Source organism: Prosthecobacter sp., assembly GCF_049294395.1.
In the GTDB taxonomy this organism is placed as follows: Bacteria; Verrucomicrobiota; Verrucomicrobiia; order Verrucomicrobiales; family Verrucomicrobiaceae; genus Prosthecobacter.
Genome location: NZ_JBAQCR010000339.1, coordinates 26,709 through 42,117 on the forward strand (window position 1 = coordinate 26,709; position 15,409 = coordinate 42,117).

The 15,409-nt window shown below is 59.8% G+C and carries 18 protein-coding genes; 11 read left to right on the top strand and 7 right to left on the bottom strand.

Translation table 11 applies throughout. The annotated features are described in order from the left end of the window. Window positions 1–44: 44 nt before the first annotated feature. The 6 genes from WAW39_RS22465 to WAW39_RS22490 all read left to right on the top strand — a co-directional run bounded on the left by WAW39_RS22465 (window position 45) and on the right by WAW39_RS22490 (window position 3,260). Entirely contained in the window at window positions 45–947 is a 903-nt protein-coding gene (locus WAW39_RS22465) for a hydroxypyruvate isomerase family protein (RefSeq protein WP_422321399.1), read from the top strand. A 71-nt stretch (window positions 948–1,018) separates the two neighbouring features. Next, entirely contained in the window at window positions 1,019–1,270 is a 252-nt protein-coding gene (locus WAW39_RS22470) for a ribbon-helix-helix protein, CopG family (RefSeq protein ID WP_422321400.1), read from the top strand. Further along, on the top strand, window positions 1,267–1,701 hold the full coding sequence (locus tag WAW39_RS22475; protein ID WP_422321401.1) for a type II toxin-antitoxin system VapC family toxin: 435 nt from the start codon (window positions 1,267–1,269) through the stop codon (window positions 1,699–1,701). The genes WAW39_RS22470 and WAW39_RS22475 overlap by 4 nt, the downstream gene beginning before the upstream one ends. Window positions 1,702–1,794: 93 nt before the next feature. Then, window positions 1,795–2,172 carry a VOC family protein gene (locus WAW39_RS22480; protein WP_422321402.1) on the top strand — a complete coding sequence of 126 codons (378 nt, stop codon included), beginning with the start codon at window positions 1,795–1,797 and terminating at the stop codon, window positions 2,170–2,172. A 37-nt stretch (window positions 2,173–2,209) separates the two neighbouring features. Next, window positions 2,210–2,767 (top strand): chloramphenicol phosphotransferase CPT family protein, encoded by a 558-nt coding sequence (locus WAW39_RS22485; RefSeq protein ID WP_422321403.1) that lies wholly within the window; start codon window positions 2,210–2,212, stop codon window positions 2,765–2,767. Between the two features lie 202 nt (window positions 2,768–2,969). Beyond that, a complete protein-coding gene (locus WAW39_RS22490; protein WP_422321404.1) occupies window positions 2,970–3,260 on the top strand; it encodes a VOC family protein in 291 nt (96 codons plus the stop codon). A gap of 1 nt (window position 3,261) precedes the next feature. Here the strand turns inward: WAW39_RS22490 and WAW39_RS22495 are convergent, their stop codons facing one another. Next, complete coding sequence (locus WAW39_RS22495; protein WP_422321405.1) at window positions 3,262–3,648, bottom strand: hypothetical protein; 387 nt, start codon at window positions 3,646–3,648, stop codon at window positions 3,262–3,264. Between the two features lie 147 nt (window positions 3,649–3,795). On the opposite strand from WAW39_RS22495, the gene WAW39_RS22500 reads away from it, so the two are divergent. Beyond that, on the top strand, window positions 3,796–4,815 hold the full coding sequence (locus WAW39_RS22500; protein WP_422321406.1) for a phosphotransferase enzyme family protein: 1,020 nt from the start codon (window positions 3,796–3,798) through the stop codon (window positions 4,813–4,815). A 16-nt stretch (window positions 4,816–4,831) separates the two neighbouring features. Here WAW39_RS22500 and WAW39_RS22505 read toward each other — a convergent pair whose 3' ends face one another. Together WAW39_RS22505 and WAW39_RS22510 are read right to left on the bottom strand one after the other, a co-directional pair. After that, entirely contained in the window at window positions 4,832–5,425 is a 594-nt protein-coding gene (locus tag WAW39_RS22505) for a L,D-transpeptidase family protein (protein WP_422321407.1), read from the bottom strand. 127 nt (window positions 5,426–5,552) lie between these two features. Continuing rightward, on the bottom strand, window positions 5,553–7,412 hold the full coding sequence (locus WAW39_RS22510) for an ABC-F family ATP-binding cassette domain-containing protein (protein WP_422321408.1): 1,860 nt from the start codon (window positions 7,410–7,412) through the stop codon (window positions 5,553–5,555). Between the two features lie 183 nt (window positions 7,413–7,595). On the opposite strand from WAW39_RS22510, the gene WAW39_RS22515 reads away from it, so the two are divergent. The 3 genes from WAW39_RS22515 to WAW39_RS22525 are packed head-to-tail and all read left to right on the top strand — an operon-like array spanning window position 7,596 to window position 10,633. Then, window positions 7,596–8,705, top strand: coding sequence for a hypothetical protein (locus tag WAW39_RS22515; protein ID WP_422321409.1), 1,110 nt, complete (start codon window positions 7,596–7,598; stop codon window positions 8,703–8,705). Window positions 8,706–8,726: 21 nt separating this feature from the next. Next, window positions 8,727–9,893 (top strand): PQQ-binding-like beta-propeller repeat protein, encoded by a 1,167-nt coding sequence (locus WAW39_RS22520; protein ID WP_422321410.1) that lies wholly within the window; start codon window positions 8,727–8,729, stop codon window positions 9,891–9,893. After that, window positions 9,893–10,633, top strand: a complete 741-nt coding sequence (locus WAW39_RS22525) for a TVP38/TMEM64 family protein (protein WP_422321411.1) — start codon at window positions 9,893–9,895, stop codon at window positions 10,631–10,633. The genes WAW39_RS22520 and WAW39_RS22525 overlap by 1 nt, the downstream gene beginning before the upstream one ends. Before the next feature lie 7 nt (window positions 10,634–10,640). Here WAW39_RS22525 and WAW39_RS22530 read toward each other — a convergent pair whose 3' ends face one another. Continuing rightward, complete coding sequence (locus tag WAW39_RS22530; RefSeq protein ID WP_422321412.1) at window positions 10,641–11,081, bottom strand: hypothetical protein; 441 nt, start codon at window positions 11,079–11,081, stop codon at window positions 10,641–10,643. Window positions 11,082–11,497: 416 nt separating this feature from the next. Between WAW39_RS22530 and WAW39_RS22535 the strand changes: the two genes are divergently transcribed. Next, window positions 11,498–12,379, top strand: a complete 882-nt coding sequence (locus WAW39_RS22535) for an FHA domain-containing protein (protein WP_422321413.1) — start codon at window positions 11,498–11,500, stop codon at window positions 12,377–12,379. Between the two features lie 47 nt (window positions 12,380–12,426). Here the strand turns inward: WAW39_RS22535 and WAW39_RS22540 are convergent, their stop codons facing one another. The 3 genes from WAW39_RS22540 to WAW39_RS22550 are packed head-to-tail and all read right to left on the bottom strand — an operon-like array spanning window position 12,427 to window position 15,339. Next, on the bottom strand, window positions 12,427–13,404 hold the full coding sequence (locus WAW39_RS22540) for a 3-keto-disaccharide hydrolase (RefSeq protein ID WP_422321414.1): 978 nt from the start codon (window positions 13,402–13,404) through the stop codon (window positions 12,427–12,429). Between the two features lie 44 nt (window positions 13,405–13,448). Next, on the bottom strand, window positions 13,449–14,453 hold the full coding sequence (locus WAW39_RS22545; RefSeq protein WP_422321415.1) for a BPSS1187 family protein: 1,005 nt from the start codon (window positions 14,451–14,453) through the stop codon (window positions 13,449–13,451). A gap of 52 nt (window positions 14,454–14,505) precedes the next feature. Next, window positions 14,506–15,339 (bottom strand): prephenate dehydratase, encoded by an 834-nt coding sequence (locus WAW39_RS22550; RefSeq protein ID WP_397381162.1) that lies wholly within the window; start codon window positions 15,337–15,339, stop codon window positions 14,506–14,508. Between the last annotated feature and the right edge of the window lie 70 nt (window positions 15,340–15,409).

Sequence of the window (15,409 nt, forward strand, 5' to 3'; positions counted from 1 at the left end):
TTCTGTGCTTGGAATCCTGCACGGCATCCGTGTAGGATTTGGGAATGACTCCAAACCACCTTTCCCGTCGTCAGTTCGGAACTCTTGCCAGTGTCAGTGCCATCGCGGCGATGCTGCGGACGCAGATTGAAGCGGCTGACAAGGCAGCGGCTGGTGCAGGCAAGGTGAGGCACTCGGTGTGCAAGTGGTGCTACAAGCAGATCCCGCTGGAGGATTTCTGTGTGGCGGCGAAGGAGATCGGGCTGGAGTCGGTGGAGCTGCTGAATCCGGAGGATTTTGTGACGGTGAAGAAGCACGGTCTGCACTGCGCGATGGTGAGCTATCCGACGATTGAAGCTCCGGGCGGCGTGAAGCTGGGGCCGATCCCGAAGGGGTGGAACCGGGTGGAGCATCATGATCTGCTGGTGCAGGCGTATGAGCCGCTGCTGCAGACGAGCGCGGAAGCGGGATTTAAGCAGGTGATCTGCTTCAGCGGGAACCGTGATGGCATGAGCGACGAGCAGGGACTGGAGAACTGCGCGAAGGGCCTGCAGCGTCTGATGCCGCTGTGTGAGAAGCTGGGGGTGACGCTGGTGATGGAACTCTTAAACAGCAAGGTGAACCACCCGGACTATATGTGCGACCACAGCGCTTGGGGCGTGGCCTTGTGCAAGAAGATCGGATCGCCTCACTTCAAGCTGCTCTATGACATCTATCATATGCAGATCATGGAGGGTGATGTGATTGCGACGATCCGGCGGGATCATGAGTACTTTGCGCATTATCACACGGGCGGGGTGCCTGGGCGGGCGGAGATTGATGAGACGCAGGAGCTGAACTACCCCGCGATCATCAAGGCGATCCAGGAGACGGGGTATGCGGGGTATTTGGGGCAGGAGTTCATTCCGAAGCGGGCGGACAAGCTGGCCTCGCTGAAGCAGGGGGTGCAGATCTGCACGGTGGGGTGAACGGGCTGGCTTGAGTTTCAGCGGCCTTTACCGACTTGAATTTGCCCAACATCCATGCGATGCATGGATCCATGCAAAAGATCCAAATTCTTTTTCCTGATCCGCTCATGGAAATGCTTCGAAATCTGGCGCGAGCTGAAGACCGACCGGTAAGTGAAATTGTCAGGCGTGCCGTGGACCGTGACCTGGAACAACGTGCGGGGATGCTGAAACGTTCGAATGCCGGGGCGCGCCCGCCAGCTTTTCCCACTTTCGGCGGAGGCAGGGTGCTGGCAAAAGCTTCCGAGATGAAAGCGCTGATCCATGGTGATGAAATGCCATGAACAGCCTGGACACCAACATCCTGATCTATGCGGCCAATAGTGATGCGCCGGAGCATGCAAAGGCGCTTGCCGTGGTGAACCTGATGCTCGCGAATCCAAGTGAATGGATTCTCTCAGACCAGGTCTTGTGGGAATTTTACAAAGCGCTACGCCATCCCAAAATTTTGCAAAAGCCGCGAACTTCCGCGCAGGCGGCGGCACAGGTGCGGTTCATCAGGGAGAAGAGCGGTGTGGTCTGCTGCAGCTATGAAACAGGTTTTTTCAACGAGGTTCTCTCCCTGCTGGAAAAGCCTCGCTTTCCATATCAGCGCACCCACGATTCGGTTTTGGGGATGACGCTCCTCAAACATGGCGTGAAGACTTTTTACACCCGCAATGAAAAAGACTTCACGGACATCCCTTTCCCGAAAGTGATCAACCCGATTGACTGAAAGCCTGTCCTGATGATCCCGACATGGTCGGTGACGGCGGATGTTTGAGATCGACCGTTGACCCACAAGATCGACAATCAATCATCTCAAGCCATGCTCCATCATCTCTCCTTCGCCGTCACGGACATTGCGCGCTCCGGGGCCTTCTATGATGCCGTGCTGGCACCGCTGGGCTATGGCCGGGTATGGGAGGATGGGACGTTTGTGGGGTATGGGACGGAGCCGGGGAAGGATGTGTTTGCGCTGAAGCTGAGGCCTGAGAATGCGGGCGTGCCGGGGGATGGGTTTCATGTGGCCTTTGCCGCGCCAACGCGGGAAGCGGTGAGTGCGTTTTATGAGGCTGCGCTGGCGCATGGCGGCAGGGATAACGGCGGCGCGGGACTGCACGCGGAATATGGGCCGGATTACTTTGCAGCGTTTGTGATGGATCCGGATGGGTATCGGATTGAGGCAGCGCTCGTTGGAGAGTAGTCTGGTGTGCAGATCTGTTTACGATCTTTCCTTCCTCATGAACCGTGCCCCGGCCATCCTTCTCAATGGAACGTCCAGTTCTGGCAAAACGACTCTCGCCACTGCCTTGCAACGGGCGATGCCGGAGCCGGTGTTGTATGTATCGAATGACAATTTCATCTTTATGACGCCGGAGCATGTGCTGAAGGATGATGCGGCGCGGCCCAAAGTTTTGATGCCTCTGCTGTCTGCGTTTCATCGTTCGCTGCCGCTTATTGCGGGCTGTGGTTTTCCAATGATCATCGACCATGTAATCGAGCGCTGTGACTGGATGGATGAGATCGCAGAGGCGCTGCGGGGATTCGATGTGTACTTTGTGAAGGTGGAATGTCCCGTGGAGGAGCTGGAACGAAGGGAGAGCGCGCGCGGGGACCGGCAGATTGGGTTCGCTAAGATGCAGCTAGAATGGGTGCACCGGTATGGGGACTACGATGCCGTGGTGAACACGTTCACGCATACGCTGGCGGAGAATGTCGAGACCTTGAAACAACTGCTTTGCTCTGGCGCAAAACCTCAGGCGCTGGAACGCCACCGTGATATGCGGGCAGCTCAATAAAGCCCAGCATGACGACGATGATCCAAGATGCACACCTTGCGCTGCTGGCGCGGCCCTATGGATTTGTGCCCGACGACCTTGAGTTTCTGCGCAGCAGCCAGAACCATGTTTACCTGGGCCGGCGTGATGGCGAGAAGGTCATCTTGCCGCACGCTCCGGGGCCTTCTATGATGCCGCGCTGGCACCGCTGGGGTATGGGCGGGTGTGGGAGGATGAGACCTATGTGGGCTATGGGACGGAGCCGGGGAAGGATGTGTTTGCCCTGAAGCTTCGTCCGCAAAATGCGGGCGTGCCGGGGGATGGATTTCATGTGGCCTTTGCCGCACCAACGCGGGAGGCAGTGAGTGCGTTTTACGAGGCTGCGCTGGTGCATGGCGGCAGGGATAACGGCGGCGCGGGACTGCACGCGGAATATGGGCCGGATTACTTTGCGGCGTTTGTGATGGATCCGGATGGGTATCGGATCGAGGCGGTGATCACGGAGGGGGCTTAGCTCAGCCCGAAAAGACCATGCCGGTGGGACACTGAACTTCGCAAGACTGGCAGATGGTGATGACCTCCTGATCGCCTCCCTGGCCTGTGTACCGGACCCGGAGTTCCGTTTTCCCGCCACACAAGGGGCATCGTACCCGCTTCATATGGAATGCGGCGAGGCAGGTCACAAAGAAAATGCCCAGTCCCGTACAGGCCAGGTTTCCTGAAACATTCCACGCAGAACCCGGCCACAGCCAGTGCAGCAAGATGGAAATCCCCATGACTGAGATGGACAGCAGGAGGCCACGCACGATGAACCGCTTTTTCGCCGCGACGTAGGCATGCATGCCTCTGTCGAACTCCTCGGAGCTGCGAAAGGCTTGTTCATGTTCGGCAAAGGGTTTCATTTGCCGGGATTTAACCCCGGGCGGAGGGGACGGGCCATTGCAAAATCAGACGATGTTTTGCATCGCAGGATGGCCCACGGACCGATCAGCCTGCCTTTGCGGAGCTTGACAAAGAATGGCCATCACCGAGTGCCCTGCCTCCGCAGCATGATTAAATACGAACATCTGGCAATGCTGGCACGACCCTATGGAATGGCGGCCGATGACCTGGAGTTTGTGCGAAGCAACCAGAACCATGTGTATCTGTGCCGACGTGATGACAGAAGGTGCATTCTGCGCATCTCCACAGGAAGGCACCGGAGCAGCGCCCAAGTGGAGGCCGAGCTGGCCTGGATCGAATTTCTTGCGGCGCAGAGCGTCCGGGTGTGCAGGCCGATCCCAGCTCTGAATGGCGAAACCTGTGTGACTCTGAGCGCCGAGGGCACGGTTTACATCGTGACATGCTTTGAGCATGCTCCAGGACGCAAGATCATGCCGTCTGACATCGCACCGCCGATCTATGAGAAGCTCGGCGGACTGCTGGCCCAGCTGCATTCTCATGCACTGAAGCTGCCTGAAGGCCATGCCGCAGAGACGAGAGCGCAATGGCATGAGTCACGCCTGCTGAATGAGGATGTGGCAGAGCTGCGGGGGCGCGTTTCACCGGGATTTCTGAAGAGCCTCAAGGATCTGATGCAGAAGCTGCGGAAACTGCCGGCGGCTCCCGGCTCCTTTGGACTCGTTCATGCTGACGCCTGCCTGGGAAACTGTTTTTTGGATGGTGACCAACTGTGGATCTTCGACTTCGACAACTGCGAGCACGGGCACTTTGTGCAGGATTTTGCGACGATATTGTACGATTCGATCTACTGCAGGGTTCTCAACCAGTTTGCTGATGAGGGGCTGAATGACCGCATCGCGCCGCTGTGGGCGGGGCTGTGGAAGGGGTACTCAAGGACAGGCCCGCTGGCAGCCGTTGACGCATTCGAGCTCAAGCACTTCTTCCTTTTGCGTGAAGCAGTGATCTACATTCACTACCACCGGACTCTGGATGTGCCCGCGTTGAGCGAGTCGTTCAAGGCGGGACTGGAGGTGATGCGGAAGAATGTCGAAGATCAGGCGCACCAGGTGGACTTTGAGAGACTGGCCTTGCTGAGCAAGGACGCGCAGATCAGCACCGCGATCTGAGCTTTGCCGCCGGACTTCAGGGCACGACCTTCACGGGTGTGCCCACGGAGGAATGACGGTAGAAGATCTCCGCCATGCGCTGCGGGAGGCGGATGCAGCCGTGGGAGGCGGGATAGCCCGGCAGGTAGCCTTCATGCATGCCGATGGCACCGGTGATGCGCATGAAGTAAGGCATTCTGGCAGGGTCAAACAATGCGCCGGGCGGGCGCGAATCTTTGCGCACATCGATCTCGCGCTTCAGGACGGTGCCGTCCTTGCTGACGTAGTCTCCGAACAAGGAGGAGGCGTGATCGATGTCTTTTTCCATGACGGAGAAACTGCCAGCCCTGGTGGCCATGCCTTCCCGCCCCGAGGAAATCGGCGAGACGCCGGCAAGCTGGCCACCTTTGTAAAAGTAGATTTTCTGCTCGCCCAGACGGATCAGCATGCTCGGAGAGCCACTCATGGAGTCGCCGTGCCACTCGCCTTCATCATGCCTTGGGGCTTGCAGTTGCGGAGTCTTGTTTACTCGGGGTGCACGTGGTCTCTTGTACACCGGGACTTTTTCAATCCAGAAGGCGCCCGTGCCGGGAATCGGATGGCGTACTTCGACTTCATTTGAGCAAGACATCAGGCTGACAGACACCAGCAGCAGCACACGGCACCACGACGCAAGCAATGTTCATGAGATGGTGAGTTCACCCTGCCGGGTAAACACAGCCACCCTCTACGCGCAACCGTTTTCACAGGACTGCCGACTACTTTGCGTCCACTGGCACCAGTTTCTCCAGCTCCTCCGTGGCTTTTTCCCACTCGGTGGTGAATTTGGGGATCTTGGTTTCGACGGCTTCGAGTTCGGCGCTGAGGACGCGGAACTGGGCGGCATCGGCATAGGTGGCTTCTTCCTGGAGAAGGTTGACGATCTCGTGCTTGCGCTTGTCGAGGGTGGCGAGCTCCTGCTCGATTTTGAAGATGCGCAGATCGAGCTCCTTCTTGGCCTTGCTGTAGGCATTGCGGGCATCGGCCTCGGCACGGCGCTGCTGCTTGCTCTTGGCCTCTTTCGGAGCGGGAGCGCTGTTGTAAGAAGTGGGCTGGGCGTTGTGCAGGGTGGCAGTGAGGGCCTCGCGGGCGGAGCCGGCCTTGGACTTGTCGAGGTAGTACTGGTAGTCGCCGGCGTAGGGGGTGATGACGCCGGCGCTGACGTGGAGGACGTGCTTGGCCATCTGACGGATGAAGTGCACGTCATGGCTGATGAAGACGAGGGTGCCTTCGTATTGATCGAGCGCGCCGATGAGGGCGTCGATGCTGCCCATGTCGAGATGGGTGGTGGGCTCGTCCATGAGGAGGAAGTTTGGTGGATCGAGCAGGAGGCGCACGAGCACGAGGCGTGATTTTTCACCCCCGCTGAGAACGCCGACGGGCTTGAAGACATCGTCTCCGTGAAAGAGGAAGGAGCCGAGGAGGGTGCGGCACATGTTTTCTCCGGGGCGGCTTGGCAGGTCCATGGCGGACTGCAGCACGGTGTGGCGCATGTTGAGGACGTCGCCGCGATACTGGGCGAAGTAGCCGAGTTTGACGTTGTGGCCGAGCTCGTAGGTTCCGGCCTGAGGCTTGAGGGCTCCGGCAAGAAGTTTGAGAAGCGTGGATTTGCCGGCGCCGTTGGGGCCGACGAGCACGGTGCGCTGGCCGCGCTCGATCTCGAGATCGAGACCGGTGTAAACGGGCTGGGTGCCGTAGGCGAAATCGACATCCTTGATGCGGATGACGCGCTGGCCGCTGCGCAGTGGCTGCGGGAAGCGGAACTTGACGGTCTTGGCATCGGCCACGGGTGCATCGACTTTTTCGATGCGGTCGATCATCTTGGCCTTGTCCTGAGCGCGGGAGGCGAAGTTGGCCTTGGCTTTGAACTTGTCGACCCAGGCCTGCATCTTGGCGAGCTCGCGCTGCTGATTGTCGTAGGCGCCCTGGAGCTGCTCCATGCGGGCGGCTTTTTCGCGGGTGTAGTCGTCGTAGTTGCCGGTGTAGCGGGTGATTTTGCTGTGGGCGACTTCGAGGATGCTGTCGCAGAGGGCATTGAGGAATTCGCGGTCATGCGAAATCATGAGGATGGCACCCGGATAGCTCTGGAGGTAGTTTTGGAACCAGATGAGGGATTCGAGGTCGAGATGGTTCGTCGGTTCGTCGAGCAGGAGGAGATCGGGCTCCTGCACGAGAAGACGGGCAAGGTGGGCGCGCATGACCCAGCCGCCGCTGAGGGTGCGGGCATTGCGCTCGAAGTCGGATTCACGAAAGGCGAGGCCGCTGAGGATGCGCTTAGCCTTGGGCTCGATTTCCCAGCGCTGATGTTCATCCACATGCCCGGTGGCGAGCTCCAAAACGGTGACGTCTTCAATGGGGGCGCTTTCCTGCGGGAGGAAGCCGAAGGTGATGCCGCGCTCCATGACGACCTGGCCATCGTCCGGGACGGTGTCACGCAGCAGCAGGGAGAAGAGAGTCGATTTGCCGGCGCCATTGGGGCCGATCAGGCCGATTTTTTCGCCACGGTTGATGTGAAACGACACCTGGCTGAACAAAGTGCGGCCGGCGTAGGTTTTGCTGACATTGGAAACGGAGAGCATGAGGGAAAGGGGGCGCGCACTGTGGCGATGAAATGGCCAGTGTCGAGGGCGGAGGGGGGGCGACCGCCCCTGAGACTCCCAACGGCAGGGGTGTTTCAAGGCAAAGCAACGAACTCTTTGCCATTGGGAGCGAAACTCCGGCTTGGCGTGGGGCGTACTTTGTGAAAGCTTGGTCGTCTGCCTATGAAATTGAGCCTCATCTCGTTGTTTGCCCTCTCCGCTGTGTCTTTGCAGGCGGCGGAGGATCTGTCGAAACCCATCGAAGCTCTGCGCGCGGTGGGAAAAGAAGGCCAGGGCAATGAGGCGGCGGGGAAGGCGTGGCGGGAGATCGTGAAGGCGGATGCGGCGACGCTGCCGGAGGTGCTGAAGGGCATGAACGGGGCGAATCCGCTGGCGGAAAACTGGCTGCGGGCGGCGGTGGGCGTGATCGCGGATGAGGCGCTGAAGGCGAAGAAGCTGCCGGTACCGGCGCTGGTGGCATTTTTGAAGAACACGCAAAACAGCCCGGGAGCGCGGGTGGTGGCGTTTGATCTGATCCACCGGGCAGATGAGAAGCTGGCGGAGGAGCTGACGCCGACGCTGCTGGAGGATCCGAGCTCGGACCTGCGGCGGCATCCGGTGGCGAAGCTGATCGAGGCGGGTGATGCGGCGCTGGAGAAGAAGGACAACGCAGCGGCGATCGTGGCCTATGGCAAGGGATTGGGCGGAGCGCGGGATGAGGACCAGATCAAGGTGCTGGCGAAGAAGCTGCGCGGCCTGGACCAGAAGGTGGACCTGCCGAAGCATTTTGGATTTTTGATGAGCTGGAAGATGATCGCGCCGTTCAGCAATGCGGATCGCGCCGGGTTCGACACGGTGTATCCGCCGGAGAAGGAGCTGAAGTTTGATGCGGTCTATGAAGGCAAGACGAAGGAGGCGAAGTGGGTGGACTTCACGAGCGCGGATGAGTACGGCAAGATCGACTTCAACAAGCCTTTCGGGATGGAGAAGAGTGTGGTGGGCTATGCGGCGACGGATTTTTTCAGCACGGAGGACCGGCCGGCGGAGATCCGCATCGGCTGCAAGGACGGCTGGAAGGTGTGGCTGAACGGCGAGCTGTTGTTTGCACGTGATGAGTATCACCGCGGCGCGAAGCTGGATCAGTACAAGCTGCCGTGCCAGCTGAAGAAGGGGAAGAACACGATCCTGGTGAAGTGCTGCCAGAACGAGCAGACGGAGCAGTGGACGGTGGAGTGGGAATTCCAGCTGCGGGTGTGTGATGCGACGGGCACGGCGATCCTGGCTGCGAAGTGATTTTTAACCTCGATAATGACCATGAAGACGATTTCGATGTGTTTGATGATGTGCCTGGCAACGGGCGTGGTGCGTGCGGACTGGCTGCAGTTTCGCGGGCCGAATGCGACGGCGGTTTCCACCGAGGCCAAGGCACCGGGGGATGAGCTGAAGGTGGCGTGGGCGGCGGATCTGCCGGGGCGCGGGCTGTCAGCACCGATCGTGGTGGGAGACCGGGTGTTTGTGACGTGCTCGAGCGGGCCGGGGCAGGAGACGCTGCATGTGTTTTGCTTCAACGCGGCGGATGGGACGAAGCGCTGGGAGCGTGCGATGCGCTCGACAGGACGCACGATGACGCACAACAAGACCTGCGTGGCGGCGAACACGCCGTGCAGTGACGGGGACCGGGTGTTTGCGCTGTTTTCCTCGAACGACCTGTTTGCCTTTGATCTTGATGGGAATCTGCTGTGGCTGCGCGGGCTGACGTTTGATTATGCCAATGCGAGCAACAGCCTGGGGATGTCGCAGAGTCCGGTGGTGATGGATGGGACGCTGGTGGTGCAGAGCGAGAATGACAGCGAGTCCTTCGCGGCGGGCCTGGATGTGGCGACGGGGCGCAACAAATGGAAGCTGGAGCGCCCGAAGGCGGCGAACTGGACGAGCGCGACAGTGTGGAAGAACACGGTGGCCCTGCAGTCGAGCAAGGGCATCCTGGCGGTGGAACCGGCGACGGGAAAGACGGTGTGGGATTACAGCGACGGGGCGAGCACGATTCCTTCGAGCGTGGGCTCAGGCGAAACGATTTATGCGGTGTCTCATGGCATCACGGCGCTGGCGCCGGAGAAAGGCTCGGTGACGCAGCTGTGGCGCAATGAGAAGCTGAATCCCGGCACGGCGAGTCCGCTGGTGCTGGGCGACTCCATCTATGTGGTGAATGGCGCAGGCGTACTGATCAAGGCGAGCGTCAAGAATGGCGATGAAGCTTGGAAGCTGCGCATGAAGGGGCCTTTCAGCGGCTCTCCTGTGGCGGCGGGCAAGCGCATCTACATCGTGAACGAGCGCGGTATTTTTCAGGTGATTGATCCCGAGGCACCTGAAGGCAAGGTCTTGAAGGAGATTGAGCTGAAGGAAACTGTGCTGACGACGCCTGCGGTTTCCGGCGGGGCGATCTACGTGCGCAGTGATGCGAAACTTTGGAAGCTGCAATAATGGCGACCAAGGACGAGTCTGCCGAAGAGCCTGAAGAGCTGGATGTCTCCATCACAAGCGAGGTGGAGCAGGAGACATCGCGTGCGCTGGGGAAGGAAACGCGCCAGGTGCTGTTTGCGGTGCTGCTGGTGGCGGCGTTCATGGCGCTGGCGCATTTCACTGGTCTGAAGTCGTGGATCACGAATGTGCAGACCTGGAAGGAGATGGTGCGCCAGTTTGGCTGGGGGGCGCATGCGATCTTCATGATCGCGTGTGCCGGAACGGTGATGCTGGGTGTGCCGCGCCTGCCACTGTGTGCCGCCGCCGGGCTGGTGTTTGGCTTTGGTGAAGGACTCGCGCTTTCGTTGGTCGCATCGACTTTGGGCTCATATGGAGCCTTTGTCTTATCACGTCATGGGTTCCGCAGAGCGGTTGAATCGCGGGCGGAAAAATGGCCGTGGCTCAAAAAATTGCTGAAAAAGCCTTCTGTGCTGCGGGTGTTCTGGGTGCGGCAGCTCATGGTGCCGGGGCTGGTCTTGAACGTGCTGCTGGGCATGACGCCGGTGAAGCACACGCGTTTTCTGCTGGGCACGCTGCTGGGCTATCTGCCGCTGAATGTGGCTTTCAGCCTCGTGGGCAGCGGATTGGGCAAAGGCGACCTCGCGACGACGCTCACACAACTCCTCGCTGCCATGGCGGTGATCAACATCGCCGCATGGCTGGTGTATCGAGTGATGAAGAAGCAGAAGACGAACGGCTGAGGCAGGCTCAATGCATGGCGTGCCAGCTCAGGGTGTGATGTTCTGCATCCTCAGCGTCGGCTTGCAGTGCAGATGCCGCGACAGCACCGCAGCCGACGAGCACGACAACGGGGAAGATGAGGATCAGCAGGGGAAGCAGCATGATGAAGGCGAGCGGGCCGAGGATGAGGCTCAGCGCGATGGTTTCCCAGCCGAACTGCTTCAGATGAAGCCCGACGGGAGCGGAGCCCTGCTGGCCGCTTTCCACAAAAATGTGCTCCTGACGGAGCCAGACGAGCAGAGGGCGCAGGGCCTGACGGAAGGGCCGCAGGACGGTGGCCTTCATGCGCCGGAGCTGCCAGACGCGGTGGAGATTGCGGGTGACGAAACGCGCTTCGGCGTTGTGAGCGGTGGCGGCTTGCTGAAACGAGGCCGCCTGTCCTCGTTGAGGTGCAGGGATCGTGTTCATAGGTTTGATGGTTGTTATTTAAAACGAACCTCCCACCTGAATTCTGACACAAACTCTCCCAAACTCAACAACCCCGGCCATGCATGGAGCATGCGCGGCATCCGGCGCAGAGGTCACAACTGACCGTGTGTGGATTCTCCAGACACTTCGGGCAATGGACGCAGAGCATGCAAAACGGACGCTGCGTGCTGGTCACGCTGGAAGCGCAGGGGATTCTTTTGGCAGCACTGTCAGATGCAGAACACGCTCTCGACGAGCGTGTCTTGATGGGTTCCAAAACATCGGTTTTCATGAGTGCGGGGGTGAGCGAGCACACGAATCGAACTGAACCGAAAAACGCGCTATTGGCAGACCTGCCAATACGTAACTTTTTTTCACCCGCGTTGCACATCGCACGCTCCTGCGCAAAATCCTGCATGCCAGTGAATGCCGGGATGAAGGATCAACCAGCCTTATTGAAATGGAGTGGAGGCGTATACACACTCCAAGGGCCCTGCTTCATTGGCCGTCGTTCGGACAACGACATTCCCATCAGCAATGTGCAGGCTTCACGACGCCACGCAGTGCTGATGAATTTGAATGACGACTGGTGGATCAATGACCTGGGCAGCCGCAATGGCGTCATCGTCAACGGACTGCGCATCAGCTGTGCGCGCCGGCTCAAGAACGGAGATGAAATCCGCATCGCCAACCAACGGCTCATCTTCTCCAACTCGTCACAGCCTGCGCCGCACCACAGTTCCATCATGGGCAAGACCACGGAGCTTGCGCCTCAGACCATGAGCGATGCGCCGCTCTCCTCCGCTGCATGCGAACTCCTGATCGTCACGGAACAGGGAGAAATCTTGGAAGGTGACAAAGCGGCCCACTGGTTCTTTGGCAAATCTTTGGAGCGGGCCCCTGGCGCCCCACATTATTTTCTGCCTCCAACCGTCCGCCAATGGCTGCAGCAGCTGGCCGACGAAAGTGAGAACATCTTTCCTCCGCTGGAAATGGAGCAGGAGGGGCACCGCATCGTGCTCTCGCTGGCACGTTGCAAGGACAACCGTTTTTATCTGCTGGGCCGTGTGGAATCCCTGCAGGTTTCCATCGAACGGCTGCAGAGCCTCGGCCTGACGGAGCGTGAGGCTGAAGTGATGCACTGGGTGTGCGAGGGCAAGAACAACCCTGAAATCGCGCAGATTCTCGATGTGACGCTGCACACGGTGAACCGACACAACGAGCACATCTTCAAAAAGCTGGCCGTGGACAACCGGCACAAGGCCATCAAGACCGTGAAAGAGCGCCTGGGGGTGTGAAACGAATTTCTTGATCCGTCCCACACCCACGAAAGCGGGCAATCGAGTTACTTCACCACCGGGGTTAGGACCATGTTGCGGTAGTCCACGTTGGTGTGATCTCCCTGGAGGTAGATCGGGCCGGGCTTGAATTCATCGCTGGTCATGGCGCCGCCGGTGCAGCCGAGCACGGGAGCGTTGTCGATGATGGTCTTGCCATTGAGGATCACGGTGAGGTGGCGGTCCACGAGGGTGATGTCGAGGGTCTGCCATTCGCCAATGGGCTTCTCAGCGGCGACGCTTGGGGTGATGCGGCTGTAGAGAGCGCCCATGTGGTGTGAATCCAGAGGCTGGCCAAAGCTTTCCATGACCTGCACTTCATAGATGCCGCGGAGGTAGATGCCGCTGTTGCTGCCTTCCTGGGTGCGCACTTCGGTCTTGAGATTGAAGTCTTCGAATTCAGCGTCGGTGCGCAGATTGCCGAAGTGCTTGTCCTTGGCCTTCACCACGCGGTTTCGCAGGATGCCATCGACGACGCTCCAGCCATTGTCGACGCCTTCCTTGAGCAGACGCCAGCCGGTGAGGTCCTTGCCGTTCAGGAGCTGGATGGGGGCGCCATATTTCACCTTGGAGAGATCAGGTGCCGGTGGCACGTCAGCGATGCGCTTGCCGGCGAATTCCTGGGCCTTGCCGATCTCCTTGCCTTCCGCATTTTTCTTGGAGGTGGTGAGCTTTAAAACTTCGCCTTCGGCCTTGGCCGTGATTGTTTCGATGGCAGCCAGCTTGCCTTCCTTGTTCTTCTGCTCGCGGGTCACGATCAAGGTGTCGCCCTCGACCTTGGTGCTGGCGGTGGGCACCACGCTGCCGCCGCCCCAGAGCACGCTGGAGCTGAGAGCGCCGTCTTTGGACTCCACGCCGAGCCAGCCTGCGGCACCGCCAGGGATGGTGAGCGCCCAGCGGCCGATGAAGGGATTGTCAGCGGCATGCAAAAGAGTGCCGAGACTGAACACGGCGGCGATGGTGAGGGGGCGAAGCGAGAGCAGCATATGAGAGCGGGTTGGAGGATTGAGTGGGGCGTGAATGAACGGGATTATTTGCGCTGATCCTTCACACAGTCAGGATCGGCGGGTGTTGGGGTGCCGGTTTTATCGACCGGGTGATTGAAGAGATACTGCCAGACGGCTTCGTGGATGAATTTGCCATCCTTGTCTTTCACCGCCGCGCCACCGGGCATCACGGAGCTGTGAGCGCGTTTGTCGTCGCCTTTCACATCGGCGTTGGTGATGAGGCGGCGGGTGTTTTGAAACGGTGGGGCGCTGATATCGACATCCACAATGGGTCCGAACTGATTCAGTCCCATCATCTCCCAGGAGCGACAGTAGTGGTCGGCAGACCAGCCACCATCGAGGACGTGGCTGAAGCCGAAGATGCGGTTGGCGGGCGTCGCGGAGGGCAAAGACTGCCAGCTCTCGTAGTTGTCACGCGGACCGCAGAAGCAAACCACGCGATCCACCTTCTGATGCTTGGCGAAGCGGGCGGAAGTGGTGGCGCCGTGTGAGGCACCGGAGACGATCACTTTCTCCCAACGCAGGCCTTTGCCGTCCTCGCTGATGAACTGACCCCACTTGCCTTCGGGATGTTCCTTGGCGAGCCACTTCACGAATTGAAACGAGCGCTCCATCATGCCGTCCGGCTGCGGGATGCTGACGAGGTCGCTGTGATCCTCTCCGGTGGAGGCTTCGAGACGGATGTCGCCCAGGGTCTTGCCGTCATTCAGGCGGGCCGGAGGGATGAGACCGAACCATTTGTTGGCGTAATGCACCTGGATGGCGTGGAGGCCGTAGCTGTTGAGGCGCTCAAACAAGGGAGCGCTGTGGCCCATGAGCCAGATGACGAGCTTGCCCTGGGGCTTGACCTTCACATCGACACTCGCGTTTTGGAGGTCCTGAGGCTTGCCCTTTTTGTCGGTGAAAACGAAATCGATTTCCGGATGCTCCTTGGCGCGCGGGTCGATTTCGCTGGCGCGTTTGGAGATGGTGGGTGCGGCATTGAGGCTGACGGACAAGGCCAGCAGGCAGGGGAGGATGTGTTTCATAAGGTTGGTGGGTGGCTGTGACTCCAGACGGGCCAGGAATGGCCCGGTTACTTCAGGATTCGAAGCGGAGGTCGGCGGAGTAGGAGCCCACGCTGCGGATCGTCGCGCCATCGGCACGTGTTTGATTGAGGGCCTTCTGCACGCGGGGATCGGCGGTGGAGCCTTCGATCTCGATGTAGAAGCGGTACTTGTTCGGCTGGCCACGGATGGGGCGTGATTCGAGACGCTTCATGTTGATGTCGTTTTCACTCAAGGGCGTGAGGAAACGGCACAGGCTGCCGGGGCGGTCCGGGAGCTCGACGATGAGGGCGGTGCGGTTGTGCTCGAGCCCGGGTGTGTTGGCCGCGTGCCCGATGAGATAGAACTGCGTGATGTTTGGCACCTCGCCTGCAATGGGGAAGTGCAGGATCTGCAGGCCATGGCGCTCTGCGTTTTGGCGTGGGCCGATGGCGGCGGCTCCCGGTGTGGCGACGGCTTTTTCGGCGGCTTTCGCCGTGCTGGGCTCCACGACGCGCTTTACGTCGGGATAGTTGGCCTTGAGCCAGTCATCGCCGTGATAAAAGGGCATCGCGTGGGAATGGATGGAGGTGATGGGCTCCCCTGCCCTGCCGAGCAGCGCGAGCTTCACATCCAGCGTGAGTTCTTCGAGAATGGACAAAGTGCTGCGGGTGTCCACCAGACGGTCCACGGTGTCGATGATGAAACCGCCGGAGGAGTTTTCGATGGGGACGATGCCCAGGGCGTCTGGATTCGTGGCAAGGAACTCGAACACATCTCCCACATTGTCGCGCAGGCTGACCGCCAGGCCGGGAAAACGCATCTGCGTGATCAGATGCGAAAAACTCCCCTCGGGACCGAGGCAGGCGATGGTTGGCGGCGGATTCATGCGGGCCGTGCATGCTCCGCCGCTGGGGCAGATGGTCAAGAGGACGCGTTCTCAAAGAACACGCTAGGAG

What these genes read in the sequence shown, in the direction of transcription:
- WAW39_RS22545 (WP_422321415.1), bottom strand. Translation starts at nt 14,453, where the DNA reads ATGAAACACATCCTCCCCTGCCTGCTGGCCTTGTCCGTCAGCCTCAAT.
- WAW39_RS22485 (WP_422321403.1), top strand. Translation starts at nt 2,210, where the DNA reads ATGAACCGTGCCCCGGCCATCCTTCTCAATGGAACGTCCAGTTCTGGC.
- WAW39_RS22550 (WP_397381162.1), bottom strand. Translation starts at nt 15,339, where the DNA reads ATGAATCCGCCGCCAACCATCGCCTGCCTCGGTCCCGAGGGGAGTTTT.
- WAW39_RS22505 (WP_422321407.1), bottom strand. Translation starts at nt 5,425, where the DNA reads ATGTCTTGCTCAAATGAAGTCGAAGTACGCCATCCGATTCCCGGCACG.
- WAW39_RS22515 (WP_422321409.1), top strand. Translation starts at nt 7,596, where the DNA reads ATGAAATTGAGCCTCATCTCGTTGTTTGCCCTCTCCGCTGTGTCTTTG.
- WAW39_RS22465 (WP_422321399.1), top strand. Translation starts at nt 45, where the DNA reads ATGACTCCAAACCACCTTTCCCGTCGTCAGTTCGGAACTCTTGCCAGT.
- WAW39_RS22510 (WP_422321408.1), bottom strand. Translation starts at nt 7,412, where the DNA reads ATGCTCTCCGTTTCCAATGTCAGCAAAACCTACGCCGGCCGCACTTTG.
- WAW39_RS22530 (WP_422321412.1), bottom strand. Translation starts at nt 11,081, where the DNA reads ATGAACACGATCCCTGCACCTCAACGAGGACAGGCGGCCTCGTTTCAG.
- WAW39_RS22475 (WP_422321401.1), top strand. Translation starts at nt 1,267, where the DNA reads ATGAACAGCCTGGACACCAACATCCTGATCTATGCGGCCAATAGTGAT.
- WAW39_RS22525 (WP_422321411.1), top strand. Translation starts at nt 9,893, where the DNA reads ATGGCGACCAAGGACGAGTCTGCCGAAGAGCCTGAAGAGCTGGATGTC.
- WAW39_RS22535 (WP_422321413.1), top strand. Translation starts at nt 11,498, where the DNA reads ATGCCAGTGAATGCCGGGATGAAGGATCAACCAGCCTTATTGAAATGG.
- WAW39_RS22480 (WP_422321402.1), top strand. Translation starts at nt 1,795, where the DNA reads ATGCTCCATCATCTCTCCTTCGCCGTCACGGACATTGCGCGCTCCGGG.
- WAW39_RS22500 (WP_422321406.1), top strand. Translation starts at nt 3,796, where the DNA reads ATGATTAAATACGAACATCTGGCAATGCTGGCACGACCCTATGGAATG.
- WAW39_RS22470 (WP_422321400.1), top strand. Translation starts at nt 1,019, where the DNA reads ATGCAAAAGATCCAAATTCTTTTTCCTGATCCGCTCATGGAAATGCTT.
- WAW39_RS22495 (WP_422321405.1), bottom strand. Translation starts at nt 3,648, where the DNA reads ATGAAACCCTTTGCCGAACATGAACAAGCCTTTCGCAGCTCCGAGGAG.
- WAW39_RS22520 (WP_422321410.1), top strand. Translation starts at nt 8,727, where the DNA reads ATGAAGACGATTTCGATGTGTTTGATGATGTGCCTGGCAACGGGCGTG.
- WAW39_RS22540 (WP_422321414.1), bottom strand. Translation starts at nt 13,404, where the DNA reads ATGCTGCTCTCGCTTCGCCCCCTCACCATCGCCGCCGTGTTCAGTCTC.